The following is a 12,530-nucleotide window of genomic DNA, read 5'->3' as shown; positions in this document are numbered from 1 at the left end:
GCACATGTCAAAGCAAGGCAAGCGTAATCAGTTCTGGTCAGGGATGATCGACGGGTCTCCGTTCCTTTTGGTCCTCGTGCCCTTTGGGATGCTGTTCGGTGTTGTTGGGACAGAGGCGGGTCTGAACCTTGCCCAGGTGATGGGCTTTACCGCACTCGTCATCGCAGGCGCGGCCCAGTTCGCCACCGTTCAGTTGTTGGTGGATGATGCGCCAACGATCATCGCGATCCTGACCGGGTTGGCTGTAAATGTGCGCATGGCAATGTATTCGGCCTCTCTGGCCCCTTATCTGGGGAACGCGCCGCTTTGGAAGCGGGCGCTTGCCGGGTACCTGATGGTCGATCAGGTGTTCGCCTTAACCGTTCCGAAATACGAGGCCGAGCCTGAACTGACGATCAACCAGCGGTATCGCTATTACTTCGGTACCATGGTTTTGGTTGCCCCGGCTTGGTACGCGGCGACACTTTTTGGCGCGGTTCTGGGGCAGACGATTCCGCCCGAATATGCGCTGGATTTCGCCCTGCCGATTACCTTCCTCGCCTTAGTTGCACCTGCTCTGAAGACGCTGGCCCACGTGGCGGCGGCGGTGACCTCTGTCATCGTGGCGCTGGCCTTGGCGTCTTTGCCGTTCAACATCGGTCTGTTGATCGCTGCCTTTGCGGCGATGATCGTCGGAGCCCGGGTAGAGCTTGCTTTGCAAGGAAGGGCAGCGTCATGAGCCAAAGCAGCACGGAAATCTGGATGGCAATCGCGGCCCTTGGGCTGGGTACTTTCCTGTTACGCTTCTCGTTTCTAGGGATACTGGGCAAGCGGGAATTGCCAGACTGGGTCCTGCGGCACTTGCGGTATACGCCCGTGGCTGTTCTGCCGGGGTTGATCGCCCCGCTTGTTCTGTGGCCCGCCGCAACCGACGGCCAACCGGACCCTGCGCGCCTATTGGCGGCGGGCGTTACCCTGCTGATCGGTGTGCTGACCCATAACGCTGTCATCGCGATTTGCAGTGGTGCGGCAACGCTTTACTCGGCGCTGTATTTGCTGGGCTGACAGGTTCGCCTATAGCTGGTTCTGCGCTTCCAGCACCGACTGGTTATCATCGCTGTCATCGTCATAGATCACCCGGGTGCTGACCCCGGGCAGTTTGGCGAAACCTTCTTCCAGTTTGCCCGGATAGAACGTCTGAGGCAGCGAGGAAAACCCGGGCAGCTCTCTTAACACCTTGCTGGTCGCATTGGCGCAATGGGCCTTGGGGACCGCGCCGTAGTTCTGTACCAGAAGCAAAGCCTGCTCGGCCACATAGCGCGAGACTTTGATCGTCTGCAGTTCAGCACGAAAAGTCTCACGCGCGTGATAGTCAATGTAATAGGACCAGACCTGATCGGTGATGCCGTGATGCACATCATTGCGTTCGGGGGCGGCGCGGTGGTGCCAAGTGCCCGCCGGGTCAAAGACCACCCGCTCGCTGGCGTTGATCAAAAGCGCACTGTGGGCACCCTGATCTGATCTGTTGGAATAAATGGTGACCAAGGTGATAGAGCTTGGTCCGTCGTGGACATATGCGGCGCGGGCCACGTCTTGGTCGGGGGCCCATCTGGGTTCGGCCGTGCTGCAGGCGGCCAAAGCGGCCGACGCGCAAACTGCCAAAAGAACCCGACGCAACATTAGATGTCTGAAAAAGAAAAAGGCGGCCATCGGGCCGCCTGATTGCTTAGCTGTTTACCATGGCCATGAAGACCAGAACCAGCAGGATGATGACCGTGGCCCAGATGGTGAATTTGACGAAGCCCGCGAAGGTCTTCTCTTGTTCTTCGATGTTCATCGAGCCGGGTTTGAAATCGCCCATGTTACCTGTCCTTGTTTCCACAGTTTGAAACCCGTTACCTGATTTCGCAGGCGGTGTCACGTGTCAGATGGTCACGTGTCTTCGGATTCTGTCTCTTCGGCCAGATCGGCAGCTAGACGAAAGCCGATGCGGTTCGGCTCTTCCCGGCCGTTCTCTTTCGGCATGGCCTGAAGCATGACGTTCAGCTGGCTGACGTGCTGGATCATCTGTGACCGGGATCCATCTGGCTGCGTGCCGTAGAAGGTGATGATGTCGGGATCGAAATAGCCCATCCCCTCGATCCGCATGATGCCAACACTGCCGCCGGTGAAGCCCATGGCGACTTCTTCGTCGCTGTCCAGCTGCTCTTCAAAGTTCTGGATATAGAGGATCAGCCTTTGATAGGCCCATTCTGCAGGGCTTTTGGTCTCGACCGGCTTGCGTTTCACCGAATCCGGAAGAGGCTTTTGTTCAGAGCTTGCTGGCGCGTTGGGATCAGCATGGACCACATGCGCGCGGGGCAGTTGCGCGTCCTCGGCCAGTTCGGCGCTTGTCTTGATCTCATTATCCATCTTGTGGCTCCTTCAACTGCCAGAGCCAAGCGCCGTCTTCGCGCAGGGTCCGCGTCAGTTCACCTGCCTGATGCAGGTGATTTACGTGGGCCACTGCTTCGACAAGGGCAAGACCGTATTCTCCTGCGCTTATCTTGCGCTTGAAGAGCGGCAGAAAGCAATCACCCGCGGTGCCGGGTTCACGCAGATGTTGGCGAAGTCGATCCAGCGCACCGTGGTGATTCTCGATCAACTGGCGCAGGCGGGTGGGCAGACCAGTATAGGGCAGCTTGTGGCCGGGCAGAACCAGCTGGTCCTCCCGCACATGGGGTTTGAAGCTTTCACAGCTGTCCAGCCACTGGGCGACCGGGTCGGCCTCTGGCTCTGTCGCATAGACGCCAAGGTTCGAGGAAATAGAGGGCAGCAACTGGTCACCGGCGATCACAAGATTGTCGTCCTGCGACCAAAGCGTGACGTGGTCGGGGGCATGGCCATTGCCAAGCCGTACAGTCCAGTTGCGCTGACCGGCGCGGATGGTCTGGCCTTCTTGCACGCGACGAAACCCAAGCGGCATGGGGTCTACGCAGTCGGCATAGTTGAAAGGCCGCTCATTGGCCCGTTGGTTCAGGATATCGGGGTCCATCCCGGCCCGACGCCAAAAGGTCAGTTGTTCTTCGGTCGGGCGGTCTTGCTCATCCAGCAGCAACATCCGCGAGAACAACCACGCCGTACGGGTGGTCACAAGTTCAGCGCCATGGGCGGTCTGAAACCAACCCGCAAGCCCGACATGGTCAGGATGGTGATGCGTCACAAGAATTCGCCGGATCGGTCGACCCTGCAGGGGGCCGTCCAGAATCTTGCGCCAAATCGCCTTGGTCCCTCGTGAAGCAAATCCGCTGTCGATGATCGTCCAGCCGTCGCCATCGTCCAGCGCATAGACATTTACATGGTCCAACGCCATCGGCAGGGGAAGGCGCATCCACAACACGCCATCTGCCACTTCTACTGCTTCGCCCTCGGGCGGTATGTTTTCAAAAGGATACCGGATCATGACCGGCCTTTTAGACCGCCAGATCTTCGGGGGTAAGGGCCATTACATCATCATGACTGGCCCGAACCTGCGACAAAAGCGAAACATGCTCTGGCAGCATCCGCGCCATGTAGAATCGCGCCAGTTTGGTGCGCGGACCATTGCCGCCTTCGGCAACTGCTGCAGTCAGGTGGAAATGCCCGCCCAGAACGCGTGCAAAGGCGCGCAGATACGGCACCGCGACCGAGCCGCGCTCTGCCATCGACACAGAGACAAGGTACTCTGTGGTCTCGCGCAGTGTTTCTGTCGCCTGCCAAACGGCCTCGGCCATGATGGGGTTGCTGGCGCGTGCGGCTTCGGCCCCGGTCTCGATTTCTTCGAATATGCGATAAGCGGCCTCTCCGCCGTCCATCAGCTTGCGGCCCACAAGGTCAAGCGACTGGATGCCGTTGGTACCTTCGTAGATCGAGGTCACGCGAACGTCGCGCGCAAACTGTGCAGCGCCGGTTTCTTCGATGAAGCCCATGCCGCCGTGAACCTGAATGCCAAGCTGGGAAACCTCGTTCCCGATATCCGTTCCAAAGGCCTTGGCGATTGGGGTCAGCAGGGCGGCACGCGCCTTCCAGTCAGCGTCGTCGGTCGCGTTGCCCATATCGATGGCCACGGCACAAGCCAGCGCGATCGAGCGCGAGGCAAACACATCCGCCTTCATCGTCGCCAGCATCCGGCGCACATCGGCATGGTCAAAGATCATCCCGGTGTCACCGCCGGTTTTGCCCTGCTTGCGGTCCAGAGAGTAAGACAGCGCCTGCTGATACGCGGCCTCGGCCACGCCCACGCCTTGCACGCCCACACCTAGACGGGCGTTGTTCATCATGGTGAACATCGCAGCCATGCCGCCATGCTCTTCGCCGACCAGCCAGCCGGTGGCGTCGTTATATTCCATCACTGCAGTCGGGGATCCGTGCAGGCCAAGCTTATGCTCTAGGCTTACAACACCCAAAGAGTTGCGCTGTCCGGGCTCTCCGTTTTCATCGGGCAGGAATTTCGGCACGACGAACAGGCTGATGCCCTTGGTGCCCGGCACGCCATCGGGCAGGCGGGCCAGCACGAGGTGACAGATGTTCTTAGAGAAATCATTGTCGCCCCAAGTGATAAAGATCTTCTGGCCCGAGATCGCATAGGTCCCGTCGCCGTTGCGCTCTGCCTTGGCGGCCAGTGCACCAACGTCAGAGCCTGCGCCGGCTTCGGTCAGGTTCATGGTCCCGCACCACTCGCCCGAGATCAGCTTGGGGATATAGAGGTCCTTCAGCGCGTCGCTCGCGTGGTGTTCCAGCGCCTCGATCTGGCCCAGGGTCATCAGCGGGTTCAATGCCAGCGAAAGGCAGGCGCCGCTCATCATGTCGTTCATCGCTGTGGCAACCGTGGTGGGCAGGCCCATTCCGCTGTTGTCGGCATCCGCGGAAATACCCAGCCAGCCACCTTCGGCGATCTGTGCGAAGGCGTCAGCAAACCCGGGAGAGGTGCGGACCACGCCATTTTCAAGATAGGCCGGGTTCAGGTCACCATTGCGCTGAACCGGTGCCATCACTTCATCTGCGACTTTACCAGCTTCGGCCAGGATTGCGGTGACCATATCTTCGGTTGCTTCAGCGAATTTCTCAGTCTCTGCGACTTGGGAGAAGCCGACAACATTGTCGAAGATGAACTGGAAATCTGAAACAGGTGATTGATATGGCATGCGAGTCCCCCGATTGAACCTTGTGACCACAAGGTCGCGCGCGTAATAGTCTTTCATTGTCGCAAGGCACATTAGAACATTCCCTTACGGCAACAAGTGAAACGCCACGTCACAAGAACCGGGAAAAATGACCGATCACCTGACTGCCTCTGACACGGATATCGACCGCGCTGCCTCGCTCTTACGTGAGGGTAAGTTGGTCGCCTTTCCGACCGAGACCGTCTATGGGCTTGGCGCGGATGCGACCAACGATCAGGCTGTGGCGCAGATTTTCGCGGCCAAGGGACGACCGCATTTCAACCCGCTGATCGCCCATGTCGCAGATCTGGAAACTGCCTGGACTATTGCAGTTTTCGACGATCAGGCAGAGCGTTTGGCCAGCGCCTTCTGGCCCGGTCCTTTGACGTTGGTTCTGCCGCTGCGGGACGACGCCGGGATCGCGCCACTGGTCACCGCCGGGCTGGACACGATCGCGCTGCGCGTTCCCGACCTGCCGTTGGCGCAAGACCTTCTTCGGGCGGTCGGTGGTCCGGTCGCCGCCCCATCGGCAAACCCGTCGGGCAAGATCAGCCCGACCAGTGCCGAGCACGTGATCGAAGGCTTGTCCAGCAAGATTGCTGCGGTGCTTGATGGGGGGTCCTGCTCTGTCGGTTTGGAATCCACCATCGTCGGGTTTGAAGGTGGTCCGACCTTGCTGCGCCCCGGGGGGCTGCCAGCAGAAGCGATCGAGGCTTGCCTTGGTGCGCCGCTTCGGTCCCACACGATGGGTGCCGCCCCAACCGCACCGGGGCAGCTAAGCTCTCATTACGCACCCGGCGCAGCGGTGCGCCTGAACGTAAGCAAGCCGGAAGACACAGAGCTTTGGTTGGGCTTTGGCCCAGACTGTAAAGAGGCCACGCTGAACCTGTCCCCGTCTGGCGATCTGGTCGAAGCTGCGGCGAACCTGTTCGGATATCTCAGGAAGCTGGATTATCTTGCGACAGAAGGCCAGTCGATCGCAGTTGCGCCGATCCCGGCTCATGGGCTTGGAGTGGCCATCCTTGACCGCTTGACCCGCGCCGCGGCCCCGCGCCCCTAGGCGCGCCCGGCGTCAGCGGACAAGAGCCGCGCATCGACACCCATCGAGGCCAACGCCTGCGCCCATTTGTCCCCGTCTTCCTCGCCAAAGACCAGATCGGGACTGGCGTCGCAGGTCAGCCAACCGTTTGCCTGAATCTCATCTTCCAGCTGACCGGGCCCCCATCCGGCATAGCCAAGGGCCAGCAGGCTTTTCTTCGGACCCTGGCCATAGGCAAGGTCTTCCAAAATCGCGAGGGTCGCGGTCATGCCAAAGCTGTCATCCACATGCAGCGTTGCCGGGGGAACGTCGTAATCACCGGAATGCAGGACAAACCCCCGCGCATGATCCACAGGACCACCGAAATAGACGTGAATTCCATCGTCTTCGGATTGTCTGGGGATGCCAAGCTGCTCTAGCAGATCCTTGAAGGAAACCTGATCGGCGGGTTTGTTCACGATCAACCCCATCGCGCCGTCATCGGAATGTGCGCACATGAAGACCACGCTTTGGTCAAAGCGCGGATCGCCCATCCCGGGCATGGCAATCAAGAGTTTTCCGGTCAGATCCATATAAGGATATGGTGGGGGCACGAAGCACGTCGTGCAAGCCCATCCCAAGAAATAGTTACGAGACCGTCGCTTAAACGTGACTTCCACATCGCGCCAAACTGCCTATTTTGACCTCATGAGCAGACGCATATCGAAAATTTTGGGCCTGATGATGGCCTTGGTCCCGCTTGGGGCCGCGGCGCAAGACTTCAGCGAAGTCGCGCAGGTGGAATACCTGTCGGGCTGGACCACCAAGTCGGGCAGCCACATGGCGGCCCTGTCGATCACACTGGAACCGGGCTGGAAAACCTACTGGCGCAAACCCGGAGAGGCGGGCATTCCCCCGGTGTTCGACTGGGGTGGGTCGAAAAACCTGCAATCGGTCGCGCTGCATTGGCCCACACCAAAAGTGTTCAAGCAGGATATCTTCTATTCGGTTGGCTACGCAGAGCAGCTGATCCTGCCGATAGAGCTTTACCCCTCGCAGCCCGGAAAACCGGTATCAGTCAAAGGCTCGCTGCAAATCGGGGTTTGCAAGGATGTCTGCGTGCCGGTTGAGCTGGAGTTCACCCAAACGGGCGCTATCGACAATACACCCGCGATCCGCGCAGCTTTGGCGGATCAGCCGGTGAGCGGCAAGAAGGCCGGTATCGGGAAGGTCGTATGCCAGATTGCACCGATCTCGGACGGTTTGCAGATGACTCTTCGGATGAAGGCACCGCAGCTAGGTGGAAAGGACTATGTCATTGTTGAGCTGGCCGATCCCACCATCTGGGTGTCCGAGGCAAAGATGCAGCACGAGGGCGGTCAGATTGTTGCAACGGTCGACATGGTGCCTGCGAACGCGGCCCCGTTTTCGCTTAACCGATCCGATGTGCGCATTACGGTTTTGGGAGATAAGGCCGGGATTGATATTCAGGGTTGCAGCGGCAGCTAAGCAGCGCGCCGGCGTATCATCACCGCCCCAAGCACATAGGTGACCAGCGCTATAGCGGCTGCTCCTATCAGGAACAGCATCAGTGCGCCCGACAAGGGGCTGCCGGTTGCTGCCATAGGCAACAGCGTTAGCCAGAAATCGGGCAGGGTGCCGGTTACCAGAACCGCCCCCATCGTCGATGCCAAGACAGCCGCCATTGCCAGACCAGCCAATCCCACCGGAACCATCGCCCCTTTTGCGCGAAGCGCCCGACGGGCAGAGCGTACGTTCATCGCGACATCCTGCTGCGCCGCCAACAGTGCAGGCACGACCAAAAGCACCAGCACCATCCCAAACCCAAGACCATAGACCAGAGTAATCACCGTGGGCTTCAGGAACTGCGCTTGCGAGGACTTCTCGAACAGCAATGGGGCCAGCCCAAGAACCGTGGTGAGCGTGGTCAGCAGTACAGGGCGTAAACGGTCCGCGGCCCCGTCGATGATCGCGGGAATCAGCCCACGTTTCTCGGCGTATTCGTCGATGGTTGTGACCAGAACGATCGAGTCGTTGATGATGATACCGCTCATGCCGATCAGCCCAACGACGCTGAACATCGACAGTGGTACCTCCCACTGCGCGTGACCATAGATCGTGCCGACCAGCCCGAATGGCACGATGGCCAGAACCACCAAGGGTCGCGTCCAGCTAGAGAATATCCATGCCAGGGTAAGGTAAATCCCGATCATGCACAGGCCAAACCCGACCAGCGCGTCGTTCAGGAACCGGTTTTCCTGCTCGGCCAGACCTGCCAGTACCCACCTGACCGAATGATCGGATTCGATCTTGGGAAGGATCTCATTCTCCAGCGTGGCCATGATTTCTTCGGCACGGGCAGGATCGTCTTCCGAGATATCCCCCGTCACCGACACAACGCGCAGCCCGTTTTCACGCACCACGCGCGAGAAGCCGATCGAGCGCGAGACAGTCACGATATCGGCCAGTGGCAGGTACTCTCCGCTGGCAGAGCGCAGCATGACGCGGTCAAGAAAGTCGGCGCGCAATTCGCCTTCGGGCAATTGCACCTTGATCGAGGCAGAGCGACGTCCGACGGGATAGGTTGCGGCCTCGATCCCGTTCAAGCGGTTGCGCAACACGCGCGACAGGTCATCAACAGTGAAGCCCACTGCGGCACCCTGCGGTGTAAGCTCTAGCAGCAGTTCTTCCTTGTCATAGGCAAGGCTGTCTTCAACGGCAGAAACCTCGGGGAATTGCGCGACGGCGGTTTTCAACGCTTCGGCGGCATTCTTAAGAACCTGCGCCTCGGCCCCGTAGAACTCTACATCCAGCGAGTCCCCTCCAGGGCCAGAGCGCCAGCCGCGGAAGCTGACGACCTCGGCCAGCGGATGCTGGCGAACTTCGTCCTGAAGATCACCTAAGAACTGGAACGATGAGTAAGGGCGCAGGTCGGCATCGATCAACTCGATGGCAAGGCTGCCCAGAAGATCGGTGCTTTTGGTGTCCACACCGGAAAGGCCCCGGCCGGTATTCCCGCCAACCTCTGCCACAACATAGTCCAGCGGGTTGGTGCCATGCTCTGCCTCGTAGCGGTCGGCCACGGCATTGGCTGCGCGCTGCATCTCACGCATCATCTCCAGCGTATCGGCGCGGGTCGCGCCTTCGACCATCGCGAAGTTGCCAGAGATCGATCCGCGTTCCGGCGCGTTGAAGAACCGCCACTGCACATCGCCGCGCATGAAGACGGCCAGTTGCGAGACCAAAACCACGATCACCAGCGCCATCACCGGATAGCGCGCGACGATCACCCCTGCGATCAGGCGGCGGAAGATGTGACGACGGACCCAGTTGAACCCCTTGTTGACCGTCCGGGAGGGCCAGTCGTACCAATGTTCCTTCGCTGTATGGGTCAGGGCGTGGGACATGTGGTTGGGCAGGATCAGGAAGCATTCCACCAATGACGCCGTCAGAACGACGATCACGGTGAACGGGATGTCCTGAATCAGGTCGCCGAAGCGCCCGCTAATGGCAGTCAGCCCGAAGAAGGCGATGATGGTCGTGATCGTGGCCGAAAACACTGGTGCCGCCATGCGACGCGCGGCGTTTTCAGCGGCTTCTGTCGGGCTTTCCTTAAGTCGTCGGGCGCGGAAATCTGCATGTTCGCCCACGACAATCGCGTCATCCACGACGATCCCAAGTGTGATGATCAAGGCAAACAAAGAGATCATGTTGATCGTCAGCCCGGCCACATACATCAATGCAATCGTCGCCAGCATCGCCACAGGGATGCCTGCAGCGACCCAAAACGCGGTGCGGGCATTCAGGAACAGGAACAGCAGCGTCACCACCAGCGCCAGACCCGTCAGCCCGTTGCTGGTCAGGATGTTCAGGCGGCCACTGATCGCCTCGGCGCGGGTTCGGATCAGATCGATCGAGGTGCCCTGTGGCAGCGAAAGCTGCATCTCGTCTGCGACCTCTTGCACCTTCGCCTGAATGCGGATCGCATCACCCTGCGCTGACCGGTCTACCCGAACCGAAATTGCCGGGTTTTCTCCGACGAAATAGGCGCGGTCGCGGTCGACACCTTCGACCAGAACCCGTGCGACGTCGCCGACGAGCAGGTTCGATCCGTCCTCATTCGCGCGCAGAACGATGCCTTCGATCTGATCAGCGCTACGCTTTTCCTGACCGGTCCGGACACGGGCGTTCGCGCCGGTCACGTCACCGGCAGGGTCCGTGTCGACCTCTGCCGCGATGGCGCTGGCAATCTGGGCCATGGTCACATCGTGGCGGATCAACGAGGCAGACGGAACCTCGACAATGGTTTCGGGTGCGGCCACTCCGCGGATCGTGGTGCGGGCCACACCCACGGCAAACAACCGTTCCACGAATTCATCGGCAAACCGGCCCAACTGGTCGACCCCGACCGGGCCGGTGATCACCACGTCGGTGACCCGGTCGCGCCACGCCCCGCGCGAGACCTCGGGTTCTTCCGCGTCTTCGGGCAGATCGGTCACCGTATCCACGGCGGCCTGCACATCCTCGGCGGCGCGCGCCATGTCCCAATCCGGCTCGAATTCCAGGTGGATCGACGCGAACCCTTCGCGGGCTGTCGATGTCGCCTCTGCCACCCCTTCGACCGAAATCAGCGCCGGTTCCAACGGCTGGATGATCGCGGTGTCGATGTCTTCGGCCCCCGCACCGTTCCACGCAACCGAGACGGACACGTTGTCGATAATCACATCGGGGAAGAACTGCGCCCGCATCCGAGGAAGCGCAGCAAGCCCAAGCGCAATCAGGATGACAAGCAGCAGGTTCGCCGCCGTCCGATGGCGTGTGAAGTAAGACAGGAGGCCGCCAGCCCCGGAAGAGATGCGCCCGGACATGCCCTAGCCCCCAGTGCGGCGCTCTAGGCGCTCTATCATGGCGGCGGGAACCTGTTCCTTGGCAAGCTGTGCCAGAATACGGTCGCGCGCCTGTTGCGGCATGCGTTTGTTGTTTTCCACTGCGGCAATCAGCTTGGCACGGCGTTCTGGCGTCAGAGTGACCATCTCGGGTTCCTCGACCACCGGCGCGGCGCCCTTGCGCAGCGGGTTGATCTTGATGCCTGCGCCCAGAACAGGGGTGCGCTCGGCCACAATTTCGCGCCCTTCCAACGCGCTCGCGCGGACGATGACGTTGTCACCTTGTCTGCGCAGGACCCGGACTTCGGCCGTTTCAAGGCGGTCGTCTTCGCCCAGAACCAACACGGTCCCGGCCGCGTCTACCGCAGACGCAGGCAAGAGGGTTACGTTTGCCAGTTCTGGCTCTTTCACACGAACGGTCACGAAATCCCCGGGGCGGAAGCCCGGCGCATCCTCTAACCGCGCAAACAAAAGCCGTCCGGTCTGGCCCTCTGCCACAGCCGCGCTCTCGCGGGTGATCCGACCCGAGGCGGTCAGTTCAGCCCCCAGCACCTCTAGCGCGACGGTCACATCCGCATTCTGAAGCCGCCCATCACCGTCCAGCAGCCGCGCGTATTGCGCGGTAGAGACCCGGAAGGTCACTTCCAGCAGTTCGGGGTCGATCAGTTGCGCGACCTGTTCATTGGCCGTCACCAGACCACCGGCCACCAGAGACACATTGCTAAGCGCGCCGTCAAACGCCGCGTAAAGGGTGGTGTCCGCCAGATCACGTTCGGCCTCGGCAACCAGCAGGGATTGGCGCGACAGGGTGGCCCGCGCCAATTCCAGCTGTGTTTCACTATTGGCCAAAGCCCGACGCTCTGACAGCAGGGCAGAACGCGCTGCCGCCTCTGCCAACGCAGCGGTTTCGACAGCGGCATCCGTCCCGACGCCGCGCTGACGCAGATCCTGTTGACGCGCCAAAGCTTGGCTGCGCAGGTCCATCTGGGCCTCGGCCGCTGCAAGCTCGTCGCGGGCCAGTTCCAACCCACGTTCCGCGTCACGCAGTTCCGCCTGCGCATCGGCCTGATCGGCCAAGCTGCGATCCAGAGCGCTTTGGGCATCAGCAGGATCGACCTGCAGCAAAAGCGCACCGGCCTCTACCACGCCACCTTCTTCGAAATTCTCATGCAGGGTGACGACGGTCCCGCCCGTCTTGGTGCGCAAATCCAGCGTCCGGCGGCTACGTAGTTCGCCGTGAGTTTCCAGAACCGGGGTGATTTCTTGGGCTGTGACCGTCAGCACATTGGCCGAGAAGACACGCTCGCGAGCGCCGGGGCGGCGATTGTCTTCGGCCATCCGGTCTTGCAACGCGCCATAGAAATTCGAGCCGGCAAAGACCAAAAGCCCCACCGTCACCGCCAAAAGAAACAGGCCGACCAGACTGCGGCGCAGGAAACGCATGTG

12 protein-coding genes are annotated in these 12,530 nt (G+C 60.6%); 4 read left to right on the top strand and 8 right to left on the bottom strand.

Annotated elements, in window-relative coordinates; all coding sequences use genetic code 11:
• Positions 1–4: 4 nt before the first annotated feature.
• Together CLM58_RS01450 and CLM58_RS01445 are read left to right on the top strand one after the other, a co-directional pair.
• Positions 5–718 carry an AzlC family ABC transporter permease gene (locus CLM58_RS01450; RefSeq protein WP_095594135.1) on the top strand — a complete coding sequence of 238 codons (714 nt, stop codon included), beginning with the start codon at positions 5–7 and terminating at the stop codon, positions 716–718.
• Positions 715–1,044, top strand: coding sequence for an AzlD domain-containing protein (locus tag CLM58_RS01445; protein ID WP_095594134.1), 330 nt, complete (start codon positions 715–717; stop codon positions 1,042–1,044). Before CLM58_RS01450 ends, CLM58_RS01445 begins: the two co-directional genes overlap by 4 nt.
• 9 nt (positions 1,045–1,053) lie before the next feature.
• Here the strand turns inward: CLM58_RS01445 and CLM58_RS01440 are convergent, their stop codons facing one another.
• From CLM58_RS01440 to CLM58_RS01420, 5 genes are all read right to left on the bottom strand, one after another.
• Complete coding sequence (locus tag CLM58_RS01440) at positions 1,054–1,659, bottom strand: hypothetical protein (protein WP_095594133.1); 606 nt, start codon at positions 1,657–1,659, stop codon at positions 1,054–1,056.
• Positions 1,660–1,705: 46 nt separating this feature from the next.
• Positions 1,706–1,840 (bottom strand): aa3-type cytochrome c oxidase subunit IV, encoded by a 135-nt coding sequence (locus CLM58_RS01435; RefSeq protein ID WP_095594132.1) that lies wholly within the window; start codon positions 1,838–1,840, stop codon positions 1,706–1,708.
• A gap of 71 nt (positions 1,841–1,911) precedes the next feature.
• On the bottom strand, positions 1,912–2,391 hold the full coding sequence (locus CLM58_RS01430) for a DUF6173 family protein (RefSeq protein WP_095594131.1): 480 nt from the start codon (positions 2,389–2,391) through the stop codon (positions 1,912–1,914).
• Entirely contained in the window at positions 2,384–3,421 is a 1,038-nt protein-coding gene (locus CLM58_RS01425) for an MBL fold metallo-hydrolase (RefSeq protein ID WP_095594130.1), read from the bottom strand. Before CLM58_RS01425 ends, CLM58_RS01430 begins: the two co-directional genes overlap by 8 nt.
• 10 nt (positions 3,422–3,431) lie before the next feature.
• Entirely contained in the window at positions 3,432–5,141 is a 1,710-nt protein-coding gene (locus CLM58_RS01420) for an acyl-CoA dehydrogenase (protein ID WP_095594778.1), read from the bottom strand.
• Between the two features lie 127 nt (positions 5,142–5,268).
• On the opposite strand from CLM58_RS01420, the gene CLM58_RS01415 reads away from it, so the two are divergent.
• Positions 5,269–6,219, top strand: a complete 951-nt coding sequence (locus tag CLM58_RS01415; RefSeq protein WP_095594129.1) for an L-threonylcarbamoyladenylate synthase — start codon at positions 5,269–5,271, stop codon at positions 6,217–6,219.
• On the opposite strand, the gene CLM58_RS01410 is transcribed toward CLM58_RS01415, so the two are convergent.
• Entirely contained in the window at positions 6,216–6,770 is a 555-nt protein-coding gene (locus CLM58_RS01410) for a YqgE/AlgH family protein (RefSeq protein WP_095594128.1), read from the bottom strand. The two genes, CLM58_RS01415 and CLM58_RS01410, sit on opposite strands and share 4 nt — an antisense overlap.
• A gap of 115 nt (positions 6,771–6,885) precedes the next feature.
• Here CLM58_RS01410 and CLM58_RS01405 point away from each other — a divergent pair, with 115 nt between their 5' ends.
• Positions 6,886–7,686 (top strand): protein-disulfide reductase DsbD domain-containing protein, encoded by an 801-nt coding sequence (locus CLM58_RS01405; RefSeq protein WP_095594127.1) that lies wholly within the window; start codon positions 6,886–6,888, stop codon positions 7,684–7,686.
• Here the strand turns inward: CLM58_RS01405 and CLM58_RS01400 are convergent.
• Together CLM58_RS01400 and CLM58_RS01395 are read right to left on the bottom strand one after the other, a co-directional pair.
• On the bottom strand, positions 7,683–11,066 hold the full coding sequence (locus tag CLM58_RS01400) for an efflux RND transporter permease subunit (RefSeq protein WP_095594126.1): 3,384 nt from the start codon (positions 11,064–11,066) through the stop codon (positions 7,683–7,685). The genes CLM58_RS01405 and CLM58_RS01400 overlap by 4 nt on opposite strands.
• 3 nt (positions 11,067–11,069) lie before the next feature.
• Positions 11,070–12,527: an efflux RND transporter periplasmic adaptor subunit gene (locus tag CLM58_RS01395; RefSeq protein WP_095594125.1), complete on the bottom strand. Its 1,458-nt coding sequence runs from the start codon at positions 12,525–12,527 to the stop codon at positions 11,070–11,072.
• Positions 12,528–12,530: the final 3 nt, after the last annotated feature.

Source organism: Actibacterium pelagium, from assembly GCF_002285415.1.
In the GTDB taxonomy this organism is placed as follows: Bacteria; Pseudomonadota; Alphaproteobacteria; order Rhodobacterales; family Rhodobacteraceae; genus Actibacterium_B; species Actibacterium_B pelagium.
This window is presented reverse-complemented; position numbering and strand designations above follow the sequence as displayed.